At 58.8% G+C, this 23,746-nt stretch carries 12 protein-coding genes; 4 read left to right on the top strand and 8 right to left on the bottom strand.

Going from position 1 to position 23,746, the window contains the following annotated elements:
• Positions 1-31: 31 nt before the first annotated feature.
• The 7 genes from SH664x_RS10935 to SH664x_RS10905 form a co-directional block, all read right to left on the bottom strand.
• Positions 32-1,390: a DUF1552 domain-containing protein gene (locus tag SH664x_RS10935; protein ID WP_437200864.1), complete on the bottom strand. Its 1,359-nt coding sequence runs from the start codon at positions 1,388-1,390 to the stop codon at positions 32-34.
• 21 nt (positions 1,391-1,411) lie between these two features.
• A complete protein-coding gene (locus SH664x_RS10930; protein ID WP_437200863.1) occupies positions 1,412-3,862 on the bottom strand; it encodes a DUF1592 domain-containing protein in 2,451 nt (816 codons plus the stop codon).
• Between the two features lie 789 nt (positions 3,863-4,651).
• A complete protein-coding gene (locus SH664x_RS10925; RefSeq protein ID WP_437200861.1) occupies positions 4,652-4,846 on the bottom strand; it encodes a transposase in 195 nt (64 codons plus the stop codon).
• A 33-nt stretch (positions 4,847-4,879) separates the two neighbouring features.
• Positions 4,880-6,271 (bottom strand): alkaline ceramidase, encoded by a 1,392-nt coding sequence (locus SH664x_RS10920; RefSeq protein WP_437200859.1) that lies wholly within the window; start codon positions 6,269-6,271, stop codon positions 4,880-4,882.
• A 141-nt stretch (positions 6,272-6,412) separates the two neighbouring features.
• Positions 6,413-7,609, bottom strand: a complete 1,197-nt coding sequence (dgoD, locus tag SH664x_RS10915; RefSeq protein WP_437207212.1) for a galactonate dehydratase — start codon at positions 7,607-7,609, stop codon at positions 6,413-6,415.
• Positions 7,610-7,967: 358 nt separating this feature from the next.
• Entirely contained in the window at positions 7,968-9,425 is a 1,458-nt protein-coding gene (locus SH664x_RS10910) for a DUF1501 domain-containing protein (protein ID WP_437200857.1), read from the bottom strand.
• 59 nt (positions 9,426-9,484) lie between these two features.
• Positions 9,485-12,181 (bottom strand): DUF1549 domain-containing protein, encoded by a 2,697-nt coding sequence (locus tag SH664x_RS10905; RefSeq protein ID WP_437200855.1) that lies wholly within the window; start codon positions 12,179-12,181, stop codon positions 9,485-9,487.
• Between the two features lie 589 nt (positions 12,182-12,770).
• Here SH664x_RS10905 and SH664x_RS10900 point away from each other — a divergent pair.
• The 3 genes from SH664x_RS10900 to SH664x_RS10890 all read left to right on the top strand — a co-directional run bounded on the left by SH664x_RS10900 (position 12,771) and on the right by SH664x_RS10890 (position 16,134).
• Positions 12,771-13,739, top strand: a complete 969-nt coding sequence (locus SH664x_RS10900; RefSeq protein WP_437200853.1) for a DUF1559 domain-containing protein — start codon at positions 12,771-12,773, stop codon at positions 13,737-13,739.
• 193 nt (positions 13,740-13,932) lie between these two features.
• Positions 13,933-14,358: a hypothetical protein gene (locus tag SH664x_RS10895; protein ID WP_437200851.1), complete on the top strand. Its 426-nt coding sequence runs from the start codon at positions 13,933-13,935 to the stop codon at positions 14,356-14,358.
• A gap of 315 nt (positions 14,359-14,673) precedes the next feature.
• Positions 14,674-16,134 (top strand): neutral/alkaline non-lysosomal ceramidase N-terminal domain-containing protein, encoded by a 1,461-nt coding sequence (locus SH664x_RS10890; protein WP_437200850.1) that lies wholly within the window; start codon positions 14,674-14,676, stop codon positions 16,132-16,134.
• A gap of 155 nt (positions 16,135-16,289) precedes the next feature.
• Here the strand turns inward: SH664x_RS10890 and SH664x_RS10885 are convergent, their stop codons facing one another.
• Positions 16,290-16,544: a hypothetical protein gene (locus tag SH664x_RS10885; RefSeq protein ID WP_437200848.1), complete on the bottom strand. Its 255-nt coding sequence runs from the start codon at positions 16,542-16,544 to the stop codon at positions 16,290-16,292.
• Positions 16,545-17,153: 609 nt separating this feature from the next.
• On the opposite strand from SH664x_RS10885, the gene SH664x_RS10880 reads away from it, so the two are divergent.
• Entirely contained in the window at positions 17,154-23,468 is a 6,315-nt protein-coding gene (locus SH664x_RS10880) for a hypothetical protein (RefSeq protein ID WP_437200847.1), read from the top strand.
• Positions 23,469-23,746 lie beyond the last annotated feature (278 nt).

The following is a 23,746-nucleotide window of genomic DNA, read 5'->3' as shown; positions in this document are numbered from 1 at the left end:
AAAACCAGCCGACAGACTGTATTCAGTGGCATCATAATTCAACTGCCCTGTTGCTGTCTCCGAACGAATCGATTTCCACGCCCATCTTCTGAGCCATCAGGAGTAGCAGATTGCTCATCCGGGCATCCGGATCTGCCGGCCGACTGCAAAGACGATAGTGTTCAGTTGGCTTGTCGAGCTGATAGCCGTTGAAGTGGCCCTGGTTGAAGTCGAGATGGCTGCCATGTTTCAAGCCGAGGTCAGAACCACCGGCGAGGACGAGCGGAAGGTTGGCGTTGCCGTGACTATGCCCGTACGACATGCCGCTGCCGAAGAGAGACATGGTTGAGCCCAGCAGCGGCTTGCCGTTCAGGTCTTTGGTCTGCTCCAGGCGGGTGAGGAAGTAACTGAACTGCTCAACGGCAAATGTGTCGTAGTTGGTCAGCTTCTCCATGTAGACGCTATCGCCGCCGTGATGGCTGAGCTGATGGCGTGACTCCGTGATCCCGATCTCCGGGATGGAGAATGCGTCTGATTCTCCTCCGAGGCTGAACGTGGCGACACGGGTCACATCCGTCTGGAAGGCGAGTACGATCAGGTCGTAGACCGTTCGGAAATAATCTCCCGCCATGGCCGGGACGACGTCACGGTTGGTCCGACTGCGGTCTGCGCTGGAGATGGGTGGCAGCGGCGTGTCGATCCAGGCATCTGCCCGACGGGTGCGGATTTCAGCCTCCCGAACGGAAGTGAGATATTGATCGAGCCGTCCTCTGTCGGTGGTACCCATCTTCTGCTCCAGACGGCGCACTTCGGCAAGATTGCCGTCAAGGATGCTCGCTTTGCGTCGCAGCTCTTTCCGCTGAGCTACCGTGCCCCCTTGGGGCTCCTCGAATAGCGACGCAAAAATCTCGCTGCAGCGCTGCAACGCCGGCAGTCGCACACCGTCCGCAGTCCAGGCGAGGGAGCCTTGAGTGAGCGCGACCTCCATGGAAGGGTACCGCGTGTGTTGTGCGGTGACTTCTGCCATTTTCTGATCGACGGAAATGGTGTTGCGGTCCGAAGGGCCGAGTGAGCCACCGGTCAGCCAGATCTTGATGCAATTATGGTGGTGGCTGATGCCTCCGGGGTGGTGCAGGCCGCTAATGGGCGTGATGACCTCGCGGTGCTGCTCCAAAGGCTTGAGCGATCTGGAAAACTCATAATTTCGCCCCGGTGAAGTGATCTGATAATTCAGAGAATGGACGCCGTTGGCGAGATAGATGAAGGCGCTGCGGCGTGGTGACATCACCTGCTGCTCCGCTGCGTGGAGCGGCACCATACATTCCAGGAACGGCAGCGAAATGCAGGTGCCAAACGCCCGGAGGGCATGGCGGCGGCTCAGCAACCACGATTGTGACAGGAAGTTCGACATGGGAGTTTTCTCGCAAAAGCCTTAACGCTTGCGCAGCAGATCGGACAGGGCCACGGCCCGGATCGTATCCTGAAGTCGGTAGTCGGATTTCCGCGCTTCCACGACGATCGCATGCAGGTCCTCCTGATCATCGACGGTCAGGACGCGACGAAGCGCATAGGTGCAAAGGTGCTCGATGAAAGCCTTGGCAAATTGATCGCGGTCTTCGATCAACAGCTGCTTGAACTGCACGGAATCGGCAAATGGCCGACCATCGGGCAGGACGCCGGAGGCGTCGACCAACGGATCGTGGCCAGTCCCGGCAGCGACATATTCGCGTTCTCGCCACTGCCCGATCGCGTCATACTGATCGAAGGCGAACCCGAGCGGATCAATTCCCCGATGACAGGCCGCGCAGCTGGCCGTTTGAGCGTGAGAGGCAAGCTTCTGACGAATCGTGGCTTTCGGGCTCTGCGGCGGATTCGGTTCAATCGGATCAATATTCGCCGGTGGCGGCGGTGGCGTATTATTAAAGATTGCTTCGCTGACCCAGACGCCGCGATGGACAGGACGATGACGCGTTCCATCTGAAGTCAGTCCCAGTACCGCCCCCATCGTGAGCAGGCCACCGCGATGGTCTTCGGGTTTGAGTGTGACTCGGTGGAAACCATCCTGCGGCGGCTCCGCCAGGCCGTAGAAATCGCACAGCCGGGAGTTCGCCATGGTCCAATTGGAATCGAGGAACCCTTCCACGGACCGGTTCGCGACGAACATCTCTCGGAAATATTCGATTGGTTCCTGTCGCAGGCTCGTCTCGAGCCAATTGTCGTAATTGGAGTACAGCTTTCTGTCGGGCGGAAACATCCCCACGCGGTGCAGCTGCAGCCATTGCCGCGGGAAATCCTCGAGGAAGCGGTTGATCCGGCCATCAGCGAGCATCCGGTCGACCTGTTGCTGCAGACTCGCGCCGCTGAGGCGATCGGACCGGGCAGAGCTCGTGAGGGCCTCATCGGGCATCGAACTCCAGAGAAAATACGAGAGACGTGAAGCGAGCTCCCAGTCGGTAATCCGTTCCCGCGGCACGGGATCACCCTCAACCAGATAGATAAAGTTTCTGGACGTCAATACGCCTTGCAATGCGGTTCGATAGGCATCGGCCAGAGACTCACCCGCTGCGCGTTCTTCGCGGTACGATCGAAGATAAGAATCCAGCTCCTCTCTCTCCACCGGCCGCCGCCAGGCCCGTTCCGCAAAGCAATGCAAATGCTGTTCGATCCGCTCAGGGGTGGCGTCAGCAGAGGGCAATACGTCGGATCGCCACGATTTTTCCTCGTCGGTTTGGAGGGGACCTTCCCATTCAACCCAGTCGAGAAGCACGGTCGAGAAGATGCCTTTCCCATCTCCGTCAAACATCTGCGGGGCACTGGGGTTTAATAGAAAAGTTTCGCTGCTATGTGTGAAAATATAGTCGTCCCGGATGATCGCATTACGCAATGCACCCCCACCGCGTGGGTCCACAGTATTCGTTGCGACCACGCAAAAATGCAGAGTCGTCGGCATCTCGAGATGGACTTCGCATTCATAGACCTGCGGATTGTCCTCCGGAGCTGTCACGTCAAACTCGGCAATGGCGTTGACGGTCTCTTCGCTGGTCTCTCTGCCGATACTGAGGTGGGCACGCTGTCCGCCGGGGGGGCGAGAACCGCTCGCTTGCAAACGAAGTCTGTAGAGACCGCTCTGTTGCGGCCCTATTTTTCCGAACCAGCTTGGCTGGAGTGCAATTTGTAAGCGACCGGGAAAGAGGAGACATCGTAGTGGGCGCTTGATCCCAAATCGCTCCAGCACCTCCTGCTGTTTCTTTCCCCCGCCGTATCTCAGCTCCGCTGCGGTGAAATGGACTTTGCGAGGTTCGACTGAAACTTCCGGGAAGGCACGATCCAGCACAATCCCTGCGGCCCGGTAATACCGGTCGACATGCGAGGGTGAGAGCGAAAGTTCCGATCCGATCCGCTCGTATCCGTGCCACAGCGTGTCCTCATTGAGTTCACCAGGTTTGAACGGATCATACCGAACTCCCAGCAAGTCATAGACGGTGTTGCGGTACTCGGCCCGACTCAGGCGATAATGCGTGACCGCAGGCCGCGCAGCCATCCGCGCCGCCTTGCCTTCTTTGATGCGCTGATAGAGAACGTCGACAAATGCCCCAATTTCATTCTGAGTCGGCTGCAACTCTTCTTGAGGGGGCATTTCGCCACTGTTCACCTTCTCGATGACCTCTGCCCAGCGGTGCGAATCGATCCCCGATCGAAAATTCCGCGAGAGGAGGTCCACTCGCAGATTCCCCTCATCTTTCTCGGGGCCGTGACAGCGGACACAGTGCTTCTCCAGAAATTTGTCGAATTGCTCCGCAGCACAGGCCCGACTGGGCAAGCCGAAGGTCGTTGCCAGCAGCCATCCTGAAAACAACAATCCCGGGATCAGTAGTCTGGACATTGTCGGTGTCAGCACACAAACCTCATCTCAATTCCAATAACGCGGCTCAGCCGCATGAGCGGCTTGACCGAAACCTGCCCATTCAGGACCCCGCTTCGCAAGTAACTCAGCATCTGATAGCCGAATTTGCTCAGCGCCCAACCTTGAAAGTCGCCGCGGCGGTCGAAGTTGAGAAAGTTCTTCCACAACACCTGACAGACTTCTTGATTGACCTCGTCGCTCCCGTCGGCGTCATCACAGATCACGTCCCGTGGGGAGGCGAACAGTCGAGGCTGCGCAGGTGGAAATCGCCGCAAGAACTCCGCGGAGTCCTCTTCGCGGCTCGTCGCAGTGGGAACGGATTGCGTGCAGGGCTGTCTCTCGTCGAACGGTTGGATCATGTTGAAATAGGGCCGTCTTTTTCCTGATCGCCGAGGACTCTGCCTGTTGGGGATGAGCCCGTCCCGGCAACCAAGTAATTGCGCGCATCAATGGACTTTGATACCGGGATTTTCCCGCAGCCCGGAGAGCGTGTTGACGCAAAGGTTTGCGAGACAATAGATTACGCAAACTTTTCATAACGTGTGATTGCCGTGCCAGCCTGCCGTCATCGGGCAATACGTCCTGTTCACCTGTTCCGGTTCCGGGCGTGCATCGGCCGCCAGGCGATTCTGTTCCGGCAACAATTGGTTCGTGGACCGCGGCGGAGTCGAACTGCCAGTAAATTTCCACTGTCCTCATCAACGGATCGACAGCCCCGGTCTGTTGCCGAGCCTGGGTGAGACACAGCAGCCCCCAGAACTTTTGAAGCTAAGGAGGAGATTCATGCGGCATGAACCTCCACTCCGTTCCGGTTCTCACCAGCCAGCGCATGGCATTAAAGATCAGCCGCAACGGATGCACTGGCCGTGGAGAATCCTCATGCCCCCGCGCCAAGTAAGGGGCGAGGAACGCCCATTCCTCGTCAGGGACATCACTCGGGCAGGCCGTCCGTGGCTTGCTCATTCAAGCAAACTACAGCAGTCTCAGCGCTTGAGTCTATAACAGGCTCGAGGCAGACTGATTGATCGTCGAAAGCAGATCCACCGCTGCGGAAATCGTCCGCTCCAGACTTCCCCGTGCAAAAGGGGACTGCCAGACCTGATACAAGTCTTCGTCATACAGTTCCGCTGGAGCGAGGTAACCGATCCAGCCGTTGATCATGTTCATGCAGACGACCGGCTGCTGCGAAAACTGCTGGCGAATCTCTGTCTGAAATGCCGAATAGGACTCCGCCATCGTGCCAACCAGCAGGGTATTGCCGATCTTCCAGCTGAGCACAGGCATAGCGAATGTCGATCCGTCACCCACCTTTCGACGGACGTCGAGTTTGCGATTCAACCTTTCGGTCAATGCCCGATCACGAGAGACCTTTCGAAGTTCCTCAATCTCTGCGACGGTCGGCAAATCCTTGAGGTCCAGTTCGACAGTGCTCATCGCTGCCTCCAGCGTGGTTGCAGCGGGAACTTCGACCGGCTTCCAGATGGCCAGAGGGGCCCCCGATTCGACAACACCCTGATACTGCAGCGCTGTTCCGGGTGGTTCCATATCCTCCAGTGTCGCCAGTGCGGCGAATGCCAGCTGCCGCCCGTGACGATCCGCAACTGCAGAATCGCCGACATATTGATATCGGGGAGCAAGCTCTCCCGATGCTCCCTGCAGAAAGAAAACATGCGCCCCGGAGACGTTCGCGGAAACAGTCTCCCGAAAGGCCCCAACGAAGTCCGGCGACAACGCAGCATTGTCAAACGCGAGCGTGGTGGGATGGCAGGCGTAGTTCACGAGAACCGCACGGATCTTCCCGTCCGGCGACGTGACTCTTCCGACAAGCATGGTCTGGTCTGCAGGGGCTCCCGGTGAATAGCCGACGAGTACCCGCGCTGACGAAGGGTCTCTCAGATCTCGATTCGCAGCCAGCTGGCAGCGGCCCACATGCCAATCCAGCAGCGAGGGCTGTGCTGACCGCAGGGCAGCGGTCACCGCATTCCGGGCAATCGCAATGGTCGATTGCATCCACGGGCGCAGCAGGTCTCCTCCCGGCACCTCGTCCGTCGTATCAACAATTCGGGGACCGGCATGTGTATGCGTCAGGGAGAAAATCACCCGTTCGCGGCCGACGTGATGGTCGGCGGTCACAGCGTCAAGAATTGTATTGAGAAACGTCAGCTCGCGCCAGAACCCGAGGTCTGCCTCGATCAGAATGAGGGGCAATCCCCCCGAGGACTCCCGCAATGTCAGCACATTGAGAGTCAGCGCACGATGAACTGACGCCGCCACATCGTGTCGGGCCGCTCCCCAATTCCGCGCATAGACTCCAACGGGCGGCGTGATTTCCACGCTCGCCGTCCCGATTTCCCCCTGAAAGGAGGAGTAGTTGTCCGGTTCATTCATCAGCAGACTCGCAATCCGCCTTTTGGATCAGGAAGACGATTCGCCGTTCTTGGCGAATGTGTTTCCCGTTGGCAGCAACGACCGCTCCGCAGCATCCATGAATGGATACGACAACTGTCGTTGAGGAGGAAGCCTCACGGCTTACCAGTCTCCCACGCTACCATCGGCATAGAACACCTGCTGCGGGAGTTCCTGCTGGAACGGATGCCGCGCGACTTCCTTTTCATTGATGGTGATTCCCAGGCCGGGACGGGTATTGGGCTTCACAGTCCGAGTCTTGGGATCCACGGTAAAGCCTTCTTCGACCACATCGTTCCGCCACGGGACATCCGCATGCACCGATTCGCAGATAATATAGTTCGGCTGCGAGAATCCGAACTCCAGCGATGCTGCGGTGCTGACCGGGCCCTGGGGATTGTGAGGTGCCAGAGCAATCCGGTAGGCATCCGCCAGAGCGGCGATACGGCGGGCTTCCGTCAGGCCACCGCAATGGGTGATATCCAGCTGGCAGATATCACAGGCCCCTTTGGAAAACAGATCCCGGAACGCTGCGAGATGCGTGAGCCGCTCGCCGGTGGCGATAGGTGTGGCCACATGGGCGTTGATCTTGGCCAGGCTCTCGATGTTCTCCGGCCAGCAGGGTTCTTCCAGGAAGTAGAGCCCATAAGGATCGAGTGCTTCCGCGAAGCGCAGCCCCATCGCCGGCGAGGGACGAGCATGGCAATCGACAGCGATGTCGATGCTGTCACCGACGGCGTTTCGCATCGCCGCCACGCAGGCTTCGGCGGCCTTGACCGGCTTCAGGCCTTCGATGGGCATTGTGGGAGGCACGGCCATCGTTTTGACCGCAGTAAAGCCGTCGGCGACAGCTTCGAGTGCCAGATCCGCGAAACGCTGCGCTTCCTCGACTGACGTTTCGTAGAAGTCCTCCATTTTGCCACCCCCAAGGTGACAGTACAGACGGATGCGGTCACGCACCGCTCCACCCCACAGTTCATGGCAGGGCATCCCGGCGACTTTACCCGCAATGTCCCAAAGCGCGAGGTCGATTCCGGCGATCGCCGTGGAGCGGACGATCCCGTTCCCATGCCAGAAGTGCTGCCGCCACATCATCTGCCAGAGATGTTCGATACGTCCTGCTTCCTGTCCGATGAGAAGCGGAGCGAGATCCTGAATCGAGCCGACCACGCCGCGCGTGTGCCATTCCAGTGTGGCTTCGCCCCAGCCGACCAGTCCGGGTTGATCGGTGGTGATCTTGACGAAAATCCAGTTCCGCATGCGGGCGTTGCAGACGAGAGTTTCAATTTTCTCGATGCGTGCGCCACGTCGAGACGGCATCAGCCCCAGCGTATTTTTAACCGGGTCGGAAACTGTGTGGCCGTTCGGCTTGAGGGCCGGGGGCAGTGACGGGGCAGATGTTGACTGAGGCAATGATGCGTTCCTTGGAGGGAGATAAAATGGATAACGAGGATCTCAAGGGCCTGTGCAGCTCTCGAGACTCACAGCTGCTGTCAGCCCTGCCCCGGGGCAATGCTGCGGACGGGACGGAACCTGCAGTTTGGCCCCGTAGCAACTTTCATCCGGAATGACTGACATTCTGGACAGGATGCTCCTCGAAATTCGTTAGACAGAAGTGACAACAGAACTGAGTTGCAGTTTTGACTCGGCGACAGTGAACTCGAAGCGTTGGACCGACTCAGGCGATAATGTCGCGGATCGGCTCTCCATAGTCTTTCGCAATCCGTTTTCGACTCGGAACAGCGAGCAACCGGGGGTTCAGTCCCAGCAGTTCCATGACGGTGGCATGGACGTCGGTGACATAGTGACGATTCTCCACGGCGTGGAATCCGAGTTCATCGGTGGCGCCGTGAATGTGTCCGCTCTTCACTCCTCCGCCAGCCATCCAGATGGAGAATCCATAGGGATGATGGTCGCGGCCATCGACACCCTGCGAACCGGGAGTCCGACCGAATTCGGTGGCCCAGACGACGAGTGTTTCATCCAACAGGCCCCGCTGCTTCAGATCCTTCAGCAGTGCTCCAATTGGTTGATCAACTTCTTTCGTGAGGCGTGAATGATGTTTTTTCAGCGAGGAGTGTGAATCCCAACCGCCGGCGGCACCATCGCCCCCGTGATAGACCTGGATGAATCGCACACCTCGTTCCACCAACCGACGGGCGACAAGCAACTGTTCGCCAAACTCTTTGGTCTCTTTCTGGTTCAGACCATACTGGTTCTGTGTGAATTCCGTTTCACCGGCGAAGTCAATGGCTTCGGGAATGGCCGACTGCATCCGGAAAGCGAGTTCATAGGAACGAATGCGGGCGGCGAGCAGGCGGTCATCAGGAAAGTCTTCGCCACGAAGTTGATTCAGGCGGTTCATCAACTCGAACTGCGCCGCCTGTTCTTCCTGCCAGACCCCTTCCTCGGGCTTGGAAAAAGGAAGTGGATTGGACGGGTCCAGTGCCAGCGGAATTCCATCGTACTGCGGACCAAGATAGTTGGCTCGATGACATTCCACGCCCCCGCAGCAATCTGCGACCGGCTTTCCGAGGACAACAAACTGTGGAAGGTTTTCATTCAGGCTCCCCAGGCCGTAGTTCACCCAGGAACCGATGGTCGGAAAGAATCCATCGATACGGTGCCGCCCGGTGTGGAACTGCAGCTGCGCTCCGTGATTGCTGTCTTCTGTCCACATCGAGCGAATCAGACAGAGGTCATCCGCGCAGCTACCGACATGGGGCCACCAGTCGCAGATTTCCATTCCCGATTCGCCGTACTTGGAATACGTCATCTGCATCGGAAAGATTTCGTTTCGCAGCTGGCCGTTTGCATCGGCAGCCACAATCCGCTCGTTCCCGAGAAATGGCGATTTCAGGACATGGGCATGGGGCGTCTTCTCAACAGACAGCCCCGCATATTTGTTCAACTCCGGCTTGGGATCGAAGGACTCGTACTGGCTGGTTCCGCCAATCATAAACAGCCAGATCACGCTCTTCGCCTTGGGGGCAAAATGTGGCAATCCGTTGGGAGGCGCCCACCCCTGAGCAGACTGCGCTTCCTGCTGCAGCATGGCAGCGAGGGCCACACTTCCGAAACCCAGCCCGGATCGAACCAGAAAATCTCTTCGCGTCAGCGGGTTGAAGTTGTGCATGGTGGCAACGGCCTTAGAAAGTCGCGGCGAACTCAGTCCAGAGTCAACAAAGCTGCGGGCTAGCGGATGGTGACGAAGTCGGTGTGGTTGAACAGCACATGAATCAGGTTTTCGCGGGCCCTCTGATGGGGATCAGCGGAAGGGGCCAACTTCTGCGGTGGACCACCGGTAATCGGCGAGAGTGAATCCGTCGCCGTCAGTCGCTGTGATTGCTGCATGAGAAACTCCAGACAAACGTCCAGCTCTTTGGAGGTGGCTGGTCGGCAGAGCACCCGTTCGAATGCCGTTTCCACAAACGACTGGTCCGTGGCAGTGCCGGAGCCGCATTCGGTCGTTAATTTTCCGGCAAGGCTACGGGCCTGAGTCAGGGTCAGCGGACCATTCGCCAAAGCCAGTGCCTGCTGGGGGATCACACTGGGTGATCGGCGATAGCACTCACTGGGGCTCGCCATGTCGAACAGGGTCATCAGCAGCATCTGCTTCTCATAGGCCGTCCGGAAGTACAGGCTGCGGCGATACACGGTATCACCCGCGGTGTAGTCGAGGTCTTCCCCCCCCATTGAGCAATCCAGGTTCCCGGCGACCGACAACACGCTGTCCCGAATCGCTTCCGCCTCCAGGCGGAGTGGCTGCCGTCTCCAGAACAGCTTCGTTTCGGGATCGATTTTTACGTTCGTGGCATAGGAATCATCCGCGTGTGACGCCAGCTGATACGTCCGGGATGTGACGATCAGCCGGTGCAGATGTTTCAGGCTCCAGGGATGAGAATCCGATCCCCCCTGCATCAGTTCCACAGCGAGCCAGTCGAGGAGTGGGCTCAACTCGGGCCGTTCGGTGCTGAGACCGAAATCGACCGGATTGGGAACCAATGGGACTCCAAAGTGCCGAAGCCAGACATGGTTGACGGCAACGCGTGCGGTGAGGGGGTTCGATTCCGAGGCGAGCCAGCCGGCGAGCGCTGCGCGTCGACCCGTGCTCTTTTGCGGGAAGACCTTCGCTGCCGGAGTGTACTCGCTCGAATCCTGCTGCAGGGCCGATTCCTTTTTTACGAGATCCTCGCGGGCTGTCTTGAGAGCCTCTTCAGCCTTCTCGACGAGCGCGTCGTAATCTTCCTCCTGCCGCTTATCGTGAACTTTCTGCAGGGCCAGATACTTGTCGAGCACGGCGATGCGGGCCAGCAATGCGTTCGAATGCCGATCTTTGATCGAAGCATCCCGGGACAGCTCCGCCAGCGTCGCTTCAGCAACGTTTCCGAAGTATTTTGCACGGTCTGCCTTCCACCTCGCGGTCAGGGCTTCGAGCAGGGCCCGGTCGAATTCGACTTTCAACTCCGCTTTCTCGAGTTCAAGGTCCCCCCCCTTGACTGCCTCCAGTGCTTTCAACGAGGCGGCGATGTTTTTGGCATAGGCTGCGAGATCTTCCTTCTCGATGAATTCCCGAAGTCCGGATGCCCAGACCTCTTTGGGAACTTCAATCGAGGTGACGTTCAGGTCATGCTTGAAGAATCCGGGAACACCGGGGGACATTGGGTCATCTTTCTTCGGTCGACGCTCGTCCCCTCCCTCGAAGAAGTACGTCGGGCGATCGAGGTGAGCATCATAGACCCGAGGGATTCCTGCTTTCGCCAGATCCCGTGTCCCTTCAATCCGGTCAGTGCGGACGTCATACGGCTCGAAGATCGCCCGAAACCGGTAGTAATCGGCCTGCGTGACCGGATCATATTTGTGATCGTGGCAACGGGCGCAATTGATCGTCATCCCCAGGAAGGCCTTGGCGGTGTGCTCGACGACCGCGTCCATCCAGATCTCGCGATTAGAGTTGTGATAGTTGCGAGCCAGAAAGCCGGTCGCATCGAGGGCCGCTGCGCTCTCGAAATCCAGCTCGTCGCCGGCGATCATTTCGCGGATCATCTGGTCGTAACCTTTGTCCGCGTTGAGGGAGTTCACAATCCATTCCCGCCACCGCCAGATGTGTCGCTGACTGCCGCGGACCATCTGCTTGTAACCATCCCAGTCGCTGTAGCGCCACACGTCCATCCAGTGGCGGCCCCAGCGCTCGCCGTACTGCGGACTGGCCAGCAACCTGTCGACGACTTTTTCATAAGCCTGAGGGGAATCATCACGCTGGAAGTCGTCCATCTCCTCCACCGTCGGTGGAAGTCCCGTCAGATCCAGGGTGACGCGCCTCAACAGCGTCCACTTGTCGGCCTGTCCGACCGGTTTCAAGCCGGACTCGAGATGCTGGTGCGCCACAAAGCGGTCGATCGGATGCTGATTCCATTCCGGATCGGCAGCCTGAGGGGGAGCAGTGGCTTCAGGCCGCTGATAGGCCCAATGGTCTTCCGGACCGTTCAGAACCTTTTCCCCTTCCGGCACCGGCGCACCAGCCTCGATCCAGCTTCGCAGCAGGCGGACCTCCTCCGGAGTGAGGGGGTCCCCTTCGCCGGCGGGGGGCATTCGCTCAGACTCGTCAGCAGTCACCCGATGCAGCAACAGACTGTCGGCCGGTTGTGCAACATCGACGACCGCACCGCTCTCGCCCCCCTTGAGGATCAGCGATGCCGCATCAAGTCGTAACCCGGCCTCATGCTTGAGAGGACCGTGACAGAAGACACACTTTTCCTTGAGGAAGTGCTGAATTTCCTTGCCGAAGGGAGCGGCTCCGACCGCAGACTTCGACTCCTGCAAGCTGATGACGACTGCCAACAGAATCGGCAGGCCCTTCGCTCCAATCTGGAAGCATCGTGTCACTTGCACCACACGGTTCCCTATAGCTTGAGCACTTTGAGAGCGTCACTGAAAGTGCGACACACTTCATCATTGCCAAACGGGGAGTTCACTGTCAACTGTTGCCACGGGTTATTGTCGACAATGTCACAAACATGTCTACCAGCATTTCACGCGAACGCAAAAGATTTTCAAAATTATATCGCTTGCGATTATTTCCGTAGGAGAGTCGGGTGCTTTAATAGGAGAGTGACTCCCGACCACGGGCGATAAAAGAGCTGCTCCCCTCGTTGCATGCAAAATTTTCCGTAAAGAGTCCTGCCGGAATAGCGCAGGACCCGAATATCCCCCTGTTGCGATTCCAATAAAAGCTCTCCCGCCGCGGCCAGTTTTTTTGTAAAAATGTAAAAATCATCACGCAAATATGATTGACTGCTCTCAAGAGAGCATTTTATGATATTGTCGAACAAGTCAAAACGCGGGCGAGCGCTTCCAACGCCTATGCGAATCTCTCTTCTCTTTGCAACGACTCTCAATCGTCCCCGGTTCTCCGTCTTACCGGAACCGTCGGGTCTAGGTGATCTTGTTTCCTAATTTTCCAGATGGAGAATCCGTCGCCATGCTCGTCTCATGCTCCTCGCATCGAAAGCGTCCCGGCTTCACGTTGATCGAGCTCCTGGTGGTGATCGCCATCATCGCCGTGCTCATCGCGCTGCTGCTCCCAGCAGTCCAGCAGGCCCGTGAAGCTGCCCGCCTCAGCCAGTGCAAAAACAATATGAAGCAGCTGGGACTGGCGTTTCACAATTATCACGACACCTACAACAGCTTCATGTTTGGTGGTGTCACCCGGACCCCGGACTCCGCTTCCTACTACATGGGCTGGGTCCCGCGGATTCTCCCCTTCATCGATCAGGCTGCCCGTCTTAATGCGATGAACGCACTCTACCCCGACTACATCTCCTGCCGTTCACCGTTCCGCCTGCATGACCGGGAAAACCCCATTTTTGGCCCGATCGAAGTACTGGCCTGTCCGTCATCGCCCCTCGGTAACACCGCATCCGATCGCCCCGTGACCGCCACATTCCCCTACTCGTACATGCAGGGAGCCCTCCACTACCGTGGCAATGCCGGAAATGCGGACGAGACCCTGTATGGCGGAGGAGGCCGCTTGTGGGCCAAGAATGGAATTTTCTACCACGGCAGCAAGGTGGCCATTCGCGACATCACCGACGGCACATCCAATACTTTCCTGCTGGGTGAGACGTCCAACGCCGACAACTGGTCTAACGCCATGGTGATCAACTTCACCGGGATTACGCCCTGGGTCTTTGGCTACAACTACTCAGCAACTCCGGAAGGGGCTGGCGGATACCTGCAGGGGGACCACAAAATGGTTCGCTACCCCATCGGCTACCGGGGTGACTTCCTCGAGAACGAAACGCCGTTCAAGTCGACTCACGCTGCCGGTGGCGCGACCAATCTGCTCATGTGCGATGGTGCAGTCCGCACGGTCAGCAGCAATATCCATCTGGGAACACTGAAGGCCATCGCCAGCCGGGAAACCGGTGAAGTCATCGGTGAATTCTAGAATAAGCCGGTGCATGCGAACGTCGCGTGAAGATGAGTCGTTCCGTGTCGTGGATCGGCCGCGCGTGACCTGTTTCCCGGGAACCAACCTCCCGCCATCAAATTTCCATTCTCCCGCGTTTTCCGTCAGGGTTTCTGCCACGGTGCCGTAGTACTGAGAGCACCGTGAGCAGGGTTCACTCAGGAGTCGGTTTATGCCCATCCGAAACTTTGTATCTGCATCGGCTCTGCTTGTCGCGTTGTTGTTCGTTGCCGGGTGTGGAAGCCAGCTTCCCCCGATGGGTCAGGTCTCCGGGAAAGTCCTCCTCGACGGCACTCCGCTGAGTACGGGGAGCGTCCTGTTTATTCCAGAAGCCGCCGGGCAGTATGCGTTCGGCACGGTCCAGAAGGACGGGACCTACACCCTGACAACATTCGTGAACGGCGATGGCGCGCTGGTGGGACGACACAAGATCATTGTCTCCGCGGTCAAAGAGACCAAGGAAGGAGAACCGGTGATCCCACTGACTCCCAGCAAATACAGCAACGAAAACACCTCCGGATTGACTGCCCAGGTCCTGGAAGGAGTCAACCAGGTCGACCTGGAACTCGTGTCAGGCAAAGGCAAAAAAGGGAGCTGAACAAATTCGGCCCCCGCCGGGGAGTGGTCTTATCAAGTCGTGATCCGCTTCGGGCGGCCACAGACTTGAGACCTCAGCTCCTCAAGCCAATTTCGCATTGCACCGCACAGTCTCACTTGAGGCTGTGCTTTTTTATTTGCCTGCCACTCGTGGCACCGACAGTGTCGGTCGCCAGGGGGCGAGGTCGCCACGGGGCTTGCAGGGGGGGAGTTAACACAGGCGGCGATACGCTTTTCTGCAACCCATCGATCCGTCATGATGGTCGCTCACCCCTGATGGTTCAATCCCGATCTCCCTGCCTCAGTGAGCCGTTGCATGCACTCCATCTCACTCCGCCGCCTGTGGACCTGTCTGATCGCTTTCTGCCTGCTGGCTCCGGTCGTCTCAGCGCAGGAGAAAGTCTTCCGCGACGGAGCAGCCACGAGCAACATGACACCTCCGTTAGGGCTGCCGATCGTGGGAGGCTTCTCACCGGTTCCGTCGAAGCACGTCCACGATGAACTTTTTGCCCGTTGTATCGTGCTGGATGATGGTCAGTCGCCAGTGGCACTTGTGGTCTGTGACCTGCTGGGACTGTCGGCCGGGATCAGCGTCGAAGCCCGTCGACTGATTGAGGAACGAGTCGGCATCCCTTCGACCAATGTGCTGATCTGCGCGACGCATACCCATTCGGCATCGAGCGCGCTGGGAGACAATCGTTATGAACTGGGCCACACCCTGAACGACTATCAGAAGTTTGTCGTCACGCGGATTGTCGACGGAGTCCAGCGAGCGCACAACCTGCTCCGGCCCGCGGAATTCGCCACCGGAACGGTCCAGATCCCGGAGCATGTTTTTAATCGCCGCTGGTACCTGAAGCCCGGGACCATGCCGGTCAATCCCTTCGGGAACACTGATGACAAGGTGAAGATGAATCCTCGCCCCGGCAGCAGCGATTTGATTGAACCTGCGGGACCGACCGACCCGGCGCTGACTTTTCTGTCGTTTCGTGAGCCGGACGGCAAACCCATTGCCCTGCTCGCCAGCTACTCTCTGCACTACGTCGGCGGTGTGCCGAACAGAGACATTTCGGCTGATTATTATGGACGGTTCAGTGAGCACTTTCTGCGTATCTCGGGGACCGATCAGCAGGATCCGCCTTTTATCCCCATCCTGTCGAATGGGACAAGTGGCGACATCAATAACATCGACTTCAGCAAGCCGCGCATCAGCCGCCCTGCTTACGAACAACTTGACGCCGTTGCACTCGATGTCGCCGAGAAAGTGCACGCAGCTCTGAAAAACGCACAGTACGCGCGGAACGTGACTCTCGCGGCGTCTTATCGGGAGCTGCAGATTGGATTGCGTCGCCCCGATGAGCGACTCCTCAGCTGGGCGGAGAAAGTGGTGTCCGAGGGACGTAAGTCCGAGCGCGACCTTTCCTACATTTACGCTGATCGCGTCCGCCATCTCGAGAACGTTCCAGAGACCACTGCGATTCCCCTGCAGGTCCTGCGGATCGGGAAGCTCTGCATTGGAACCATGCCGTGTGAAGTGTTCAGCGAAATCGGTCTCGAGTTCAAGCAGCGCTGCGCGATTCAGCCAGCCTTGCTCCTGTCCCTGTCGCATGGATACTTCGGCTATCTCCCGCCGCCACGACAAGTTGACCTGGGTGGGTATGAAACCTGGCTGGGGACGAATCGCCTGGAACGGACCGCGTCTGACAAGATGCTGACCGAACTGCTGGGAATGGTTGAGGAAATGCAACGGCAGTCAGCCAGTCACGGGGCTCGCTAGCAGCCCCGTTCTCTAGTGAGGCGCACGTCTCCATCTGTTCGGCCCCGTTGCTCACCGGCATCAGATGCCTCCAGCACATGTAGCTGCGATGCCGGTTGTCATACTTGGTGCACTCAGTGATGAGATCGTCCCGATCAACTTCTCACAGCGTCCATTCAGGTGGGGACTGCGCTAGGAAGCTTGTTGGGACGCAGACCGCGTGACCTCCCTGTTTGCGTAAACTCCCTATTGAGCTTGGTGTCCCGACCGGGCATGACAATCGCCGGCTCGTATTCCCGCCCCGCCGCTTCGTTCAGGAACGTTCTCGCCTGCTCGCACACCCAGGCGGAGGTGGGGTGCTCCGGTGAAGTGGAGGCAATGGCTTCCCTGTTCTCCCGTCCCTGAGCAGAGGTCAGCACAATCTTGGCCACTTGGACCCAGGTTGGCTCGGGAGCGGCGCACGCATGCCCCTCTCATCAGGGGGACTCGGTCTTCCTCCGCCAGAGGAATTGACTTCGTGAATCGAATCGTCTGATCCGCCCTGCGCTGAGGATCAGACACCAGGCCACAGGTATTCAGTTTCCGCAGTTCCGTGCCGTGACACGAACTAATGTCGTTTGAGGAATTGTGCCCCACCATGGATCAGCACTGCAGCTGCGGTCGTCTTCACCGGCCGAGTCTACCGATCGAATTGGTCGGTCGTGACAGGTTCGACCGGGGCAGCAGCGGATGCCACGGCCCCAGCGGCAGCGTACGTTGTCTGAAACAGGCCTGGTTTTCGGCCCGCCGCCGTTTGCGCCACCTGCTAAGGAGGGTAGATGTGTGAAATTGCAACATTGGCGCACTTTTGCCAATAACTGCCGAGCGCGTCTTGATTTAGCTCAGATCCATTTTTTTTCCAAAATCTCTGTCCACATCGATCGCATCAGCCGTTATAAGTCCTGACGGAAGGATTGAAATTTCGTTGATCGTTCAGATGCGGGCCGCATCGGATCGATCGAACTTGCATCGCGGGCCACGCAACCACCGCCAAGGGAGCGATGATGCTATTTGACGGGCGACCAGTCTGGGAACAGTTTCTCGATCTCCTGAAGAAGCGAAAGTCACCCAAAAAACGCCGCCAGCACCGATTTGCTGATCTGATCGACCCCCTGGAGCAGCGGGTTGTGCTCTCAGCTCGAGTCATGGATGCTCCGGTGGCGCTGCAGTCGACCAGTGCCGCTCCCGTCCTCACCAGTTCCAAGGTGAATCGCACCTACACGGAGAACGGGGCTCCTCTCGTTGTTCTGAACACGAATGCGACGGTCAAGGATGTCGATTCTCCCGACCTGATCTCGGGCCGGCTGACCGTTTCGTTCACCGAGAATGGGGCGTCTTCTGATCGTCTGACGATCCTGCACCAAGGGACCAAGAAGAACCAGATCGGTGTTTCCGATTCGGCGATCAGCTTCGGCGGCGTGGAGATCGGGACCTTCACGGGTGGGACCGGCACGACCCCGCTGGTGGTGACGTTCACCAGCACGGCAGCCACCCCCGCAGCGGTGCAGGCGCTGGTTCGAAGAATCGCGTTCCACTCAGTCAGTGAAGATCCTCCCACGGCCCTCCGCACTGTCAGCTTCGTTCTGACCGACGGAGACGGGGGAACCAGCAATCCGCTTACCCAGCAGATCAGCGTCCGCTCGGTCAACGATGCCCCCGTGCTGACAACGGAACTGGTTTCCAGAACGTTTGATGTCGGCAGCGGACCGCTGACGATTCTGCCCGCCACCTCGACCGTGGGAGATGTCGATTCGCTCGACCTGCTGAATGGGAAGCTGACCGTGAAGATGACGGGGGCCAAAGCGCTCGATCGTCTGGAGATTCCCAACCAGGGGACCGGGGCAGGACGCATTGGTGTGTCGGGCTCGAACATCACCTTCGGGGGAGCCCTGATCGGGACGTTTACCGGGGGCGTGGGGACAGCGCCACTGGTCGTCACCTTCACCACCACGGCCGCGACCCCCTCAGCAGCTCAGGCCTTGCTGCGCAGCCTGACGTACCGCTCGCTGGAGAGTGATCCGGCGTTCTCTACGCGGACCGTGAGCTTCGTGTTGACCGACGGAGACGGGGGAACCAGCAATACGATCACGCAACTGCTCAGCGTCAAGGGAGTGAACAAAGCTCCCCAGCTGACCGGATCGACCACCACCCGGGCTTATACAGAGAACGGGGCTCCCCTCGTTGTTCTGAACACGAATGCGACGGTCAAGGATGTCGATTCTCCCGATCTGATCTCCGGGCGGCTGACCGTTTCGTTCACCGAGAATGGGGCGTCTTCTGATCGTCTGACGATCCTGCACCAAGGGACCAAGAAGAACCAGATCGGTGTTTCCGATTCGGCGATCAGCTTCGGCGGCGTAGAGATCGGGACCTTCACGGGTGGGATCGGCACGACCCCGCTGGTGGTGACGTTCACCAGCACGGCAGCCACCCCCGCCGCGGTGCAGGCGCTGGTTCGAAGAATCGCGTTCCACTCAGTCAGTGAAGATCCTCCCACGGCCCTCCGCACTGTCAGCTTCGTTCTGACCGACGGAGACGGGGGAACCAGCAATCCGCTCACCCAGCAGATCAGCGTCCGCTCGGTCAACGATGCCCCTGTGCTGGCAACGGAACTGGTTTCCAGAACGTTTGATGTCGGCAGCGGACCGCTGACGATTCTGCCCGCCACCTCGACCGTGGGAGATGTCGATTCGCTCGACCTGCTGAATGGGAAGCTGACCGTGAAGATGACGGGGGCCAAAGCGCTCGATCGTCTGGAGATTCCCAACCAGGGGACCGGGGCAGGACGCATTGGTGTGTCGGGCTCGAACATCACCTTCGGGGGAGCCCTGATCGGGACGTTTACCGGGGGCGTGGGGACAGCGCCACTGGTCGTCACCTTCACCACCACAGCCGCGACCCCCTCAGCAGCTCAGGCCTTGCTGCGCAGCCTGACGTACCGCTCGCTGGAGAGTGATCCGGCGTTCTCTACGCGGACCGTGAGCTTCGTGTTGACCGACGGAGACGGGGGAACCAGCAATACGATCACGCAACTGCTCAGCGTCAAGGGAGTGAACAAAGCTCCCCAGCTGACCGGATCGACCACCACCCGGGCTTATACAGAGAACGGGGCTCCCCTCGTTATTCTGAACACCAACGCGACGGTCAAGGATGTCGATTCCCCCGATCTGATCTCCGGGCGGCTGACCGTTTCGTTCACCGAGAATGGGGCGTCTTCTGATCGTCTGACGATCCTGCATCAGGGGACGGGCAAAAATCAGATCGGTGTTTCCGGTGCTGCGGTCAGCTTCGGCGGCGTGGAGATCGGGACCTTCACCGGTGGCACCGGCACGACCCCGCTGGTGGTGACGTTCACCAGCACGGCAGCCACCCCCGCCGCGGTGCAGGCGCTGGTTCGAAGAATCGCGTTCCACTCAGTCAGTGAAGATCCTCCCACGGCCCTCCGCACTGTCAGCTTCGTTCTGACCGACGGAGACGGGGGAACCAGCAATCCGCTCACCCAGCAGATCAGCGTCCGCTCGGTCAACGATGCCCCTGTGCTGGCAACGGAACTGGTTTCCAGAACGTTTGATGTCGGCAGCGGACCGCTGACGATTCTGCCCGCCACCTCGACCGTGGGAGATGTCGATTCGCTCGACCTGCTGAATGGGAAGCTGACCGTGAAGATGACGGGGGCCAAAGCGCTCGATCGTCTGGAGATTCCCAACCAGGGGACCGGGGCAGGACGCATTGGTGTGTCGGGCTCGAACATCACCTTCGGGGGAGCCCTGATCGGGACGTTTACCGGGGGCGTGGGGACAGCGCCACTGGTCGTCACCTTCACCACCACAGCCGCGACCCCCTCAGCAGCTCAGGCCTTGCTGCGCAGCCTGACGTACCGCTCGCTGGAGAGTGATCCGGCGTTCTCTACGCGGACCGTGAGCTTCGTGTTGACCGACGGAGACGGGGGAACCAGCAATACGATCACGCAACTGCTCAGCGTCAAGGGAGTGAACAAAGCTCCCCAGCTGACCGGATCGACCACCACCCGGGCTTATACAGAGAACGGGGCTCCCCTCGTTATTCTGAACACCAACGCGACGGTCAAGGATGTCGATTCCCCCGATCTGATCTCCGGGCGGCTGACCGTTTCGTTCACCGAGAATGGGGCGTCTTCTGATCGTCTGACGATCCTGCATCAGGGGACGGGCAAAAATCAGATCGGTGTTTCCGGTGCTGCGGTCAGCTTCGGCGGCGTGGAGATCGGGACCTTCACCGGTGGCACCGGCACGACCCCGCTGGTGGTGACGTTCACCAGCACGGCAGCCACCCCCGCAGCGGTGCAGGCGCTGGTTCGAAGAATCGCGTTCCATTCAGTCAGTGAAGATCCTCCCACGGCCCTCCGCACCGTCAGCTTCGTGTTGACCGACGGCGACGGGGGAACCAGCAATACGCTCACCCAGCAGATCAGCGTCCGCTCGGTCAACGATGCCCCTGTGCTCAGGCAGATCGGCGACCGAGTGGTTTCAGACGGCTATGGGCCGGAGATGATCTGGCTGATGGCGAGCGATCCCGACAGTCCTTCCGTCCAGTACCGCTATGAGATACTCAGTCCTCCCCGCGATCTCCCGGGGACGGTGGAGCTTGACGGGGATCTGTTAACGTTAACGGCCCGCGAGGGCAAGCAGGGGACGCTTCGCATCCGTGTGACCGCGAGCGATGGAGTTTCACAGGCCACATCCACCTTTAACGTCCATTTTAATCGCTACGTCCTCGCTGGCTACGAAATCTCCAATCCGATCCTGGCGAAGTGGCTGGATTACGGTGGCGAGGAGGGCATCGGTCGTCCCACCGGAGCGGCGGTCAAGCAAGCCAACGGCAACATCACTCAGCGGTTCACTGGTGGTCGAATCACCTGGGAGCCCACCGGGGAAGTGTTGATCGATGATGAAGTCACGAAGCGGGGACTCTCGCAGAGCTCCAATGTCCAGAGCTCTTACCAGAGGCGACCGACTCTCGTGGTGCTCACGCAGGGAGCCAGCACGGCCGGGTATTTTGAATACGCGTGGATGACGACACTGCGTGACACACTGACGCGTGATTTGCAGGCTGCGGGTGGCCAGGTGCACGTGATGACGGTGCTCTGGGACTCGATGAAGCCGAATGACGTTCCCACCGAGAGTGTTGCCGGTTCCATTCGCAGCTGGCTGTCCTCCCGGACCCAGCAGTGGGACGTGTTGCTCGTCGGGCATAGCCGGGGAGCCATCTTCAATCAGGAACTCACGCGACAGATCGGCACCCATTCCAAGATCGCCAGCCTGCAGCACATCATGCTGGACCCGACCGCCGCGGTCCCGCAGGGAGACCAGTATCCCGGTGCGATCGCTGCCGGAGTGGATAACGCGGTCGTCTACGATGACGGTTATGTCTTTATACCGGGAGCAGTCCGCGATGGTCTGCCGGTCAACGGTGCCCGCTACGAAAGAGTCAACGTTCCGGGAATGGGCTATCAGGACTTTGTGGGCAGCCATAATGTCCTGGCCACCTGGTATGCCAAGGGGGAGTCGGCGGAGTATCAGAGGGATCTCGCGTGGCTGCGGGACCGCAACCCCGTCATCGCCAGTCGTCCGTATGTTCATGAATGGCTGGGGAACGGCGTACAGACCATCTACGCTCCGGCCCCGGACGGACACCGTGACAAGATCGACATCGGCTTCGACACCAACCAGAACGGCGACTTCCGGGGTTGGATCACCATTTTCCCACTGGGAGGGGTGGACGTCACGATCGGGAAGTCGGGCCTGGATGTCCAGGGGGGCGTCGTGCTCCTCGGCAGCGGGGGGGTGTCGATCAATGACCAGGGCCTCGCCATCAATGTCAATGCGCTGAACTTCATCGGCGGGAGTGTCCGGATCGGAACTGATGAGACCCGCATCGACCTCAACGCCTTCGGGTTGAATATCAACCTATTTGGCAAAGGGGCGGGGATTTACGTCGGCGGCAAGAAGCTCGACCTGGCTCGCGATCTGAGCCTCCCCTCGTCCTCCATCGCCTGGGAAAACATCACATCGACCGGGAAGGTCACAGAGACGTTTCAGAACGGCATGCGCATCGCCAGAAATTCCCTCGACCAGGCAGGGAATTACGTCCAGGAACAATGGAACTCCCTCGGGACCTACGTGCTGGAACGAGGGAACGCCTTAGGGAAGACCTTCGTCGAAACCCGCGACCAGCTCGGACGATTGGTGTCGCGCGGGATCGAAAGTTCAGGGAAGTGGATTTCCCAACAGTTCGACACCCTGGGAAATCTCATCGCCGAATGGAAGTATTTCGGCAAATTCGGTTCCACCCTGCAGCAGTACCGAACCTGGCTCGCGGATGGAACAATCACCCGCATCGAAGATTACGCCGCGGCTGGCCACAAGGTTGCAGTTCAATGGTTGAATGCATCCTCCAAGTGGATTTCTCAGGAACTGGATGCCGTCGGGAATGTCCTCAAGCAGTTGAACTACTTCGGGAAGTACGGTTCACAGGTCCAGCAACTTAGAACGTGGCTTTCGAATGGGACGTTTACCCGCTTCGAAGAATATGCGGCGGCAGGTTACAAAACGGCAGTCCAATGGCTGGACTCATCGTCAAAGTGGATCGCCCAGGAGCTGAATCAGCTGGGGCGGGTCCTCAGCGAGTGGGCCTATTTTGGCAAGTATGGATCGCAACTGGAGAAATTCCGGAGCTGGAATGCTTCCGGCGTGCTCACCCGCTTTGATCAATATGCCTCGAACGGGGTGAAGACTGCGGCGGCATGGTTGAATAGTTCGAGTCGTTGGGTCTCTCAGCAGCTGAACGCCGCCGGAAAAGTCGTAGCAGAATGGTTCTATTATGGGGGATATGGCTCACAACTTGCCGAGTGGGCAACCTGGAATGCTTCCGGCGTGCTCACCCGCTTTGAACAATATGCCTCGAACGGGGTGAAGACTGCGGTTGCATGGTTGAACAGTTCGAGCCGTTGGGTCTCTCAGCAGCTGAACGCAGCCGGCAAAGTCGTGTCGCAATGGTTCTATTACGGAGTGCAGGGCTCACAACTGGCCGAGTGGGCAACCTGGAATGCCTCCGGCGCCGTGACAAATCTCCAACGTTTTACTGCCAACGGAGTGAAGACACTCGAAGCGTTTATCAGCACTACTGGAGACTGGGTGGAAAGGGTCTATTCGAATGGCGTGCAGGTAGCGGAGAAGATCTGGAATTCTGCCGGCCGTTATCTGGGAGATCGATACAAAAACTTTACCGATGCGATATCGCAGCTCGACCCGACCACGAAGGACTGGTGGCCGTTCTAGAGCATAGGTACCGTGGGGGTTCACCGGTTTAGGAGATGGCCAGACGGCAACTCGCTGAGTTGAGGGCCCCTCCTTCGGTTCAATTGATGTAAACGCGGAGACGTTTTGAAAGGTGCAGGATTTGGGGCGAAAAACGGCCAATGAATAGCGCGCAGGCGGGCCAGCATGACCGAGAAGAGGCCTGTACTGGGCGATCCCCCAAGGTCCTTTCAACAGGGCAGTTCGATATCTCATCGCGGGCGTTTATACATCAACATCAGGTGGAGCACAGATGCGGA

The organism is Planctomicrobium aquicomposti (assembly GCF_051466325.1).
Taxonomy (GTDB): Bacteria; Planctomycetota; Planctomycetia; order Planctomycetales; family Planctomycetaceae; genus Planctomicrobium.
Note: the sequence above shows the minus strand (reverse complement) of the source record. Positions and strands in the feature narration are given on the sequence as shown.

What these genes read in the sequence shown, in the direction of transcription:
- SH664x_RS10935 (WP_437200864.1), bottom strand. Translation starts at nt 1,390, where the DNA reads ATGTCGAACTTCCTGTCACAATCGTGGTTGCTGAGCCGCCGCCATGCC.
- SH664x_RS10930 (WP_437200863.1), bottom strand. Translation starts at nt 3,862, where the DNA reads ATGTCCAGACTACTGATCCCGGGATTGTTGTTTTCAGGATGGCTGCTG.
- SH664x_RS10925 (WP_437200861.1), bottom strand. Translation starts at nt 4,846, where the DNA reads ATGAGCAAGCCACGGACGGCCTGCCCGAGTGATGTCCCTGACGAGGAA.
- SH664x_RS10920 (WP_437200859.1), bottom strand. Translation starts at nt 6,271, where the DNA reads ATGAATGAACCGGACAACTACTCCTCCTTTCAGGGGGAAATCGGGACG.
- dgoD (WP_437207212.1), bottom strand. Translation starts at nt 7,609, where the DNA reads ATGCCGTCTCGACGTGGCGCACGCATCGAGAAAATTGAAACTCTCGTC.
- SH664x_RS10910 (WP_437200857.1), bottom strand. Translation starts at nt 9,425, where the DNA reads ATGCACAACTTCAACCCGCTGACGCGAAGAGATTTTCTGGTTCGATCC.
- SH664x_RS10900 (WP_437200853.1), top strand. Translation starts at nt 12,771, where the DNA reads ATGCTCGTCTCATGCTCCTCGCATCGAAAGCGTCCCGGCTTCACGTTG.
- SH664x_RS10895 (WP_437200851.1), top strand. Translation starts at nt 13,933, where the DNA reads ATGCCCATCCGAAACTTTGTATCTGCATCGGCTCTGCTTGTCGCGTTG.
- SH664x_RS10890 (WP_437200850.1), top strand. Translation starts at nt 14,674, where the DNA reads ATGCACTCCATCTCACTCCGCCGCCTGTGGACCTGTCTGATCGCTTTC.
- SH664x_RS10880 (WP_437200847.1), top strand. Translation starts at nt 17,154, where the DNA reads ATGATGCTATTTGACGGGCGACCAGTCTGGGAACAGTTTCTCGATCTC.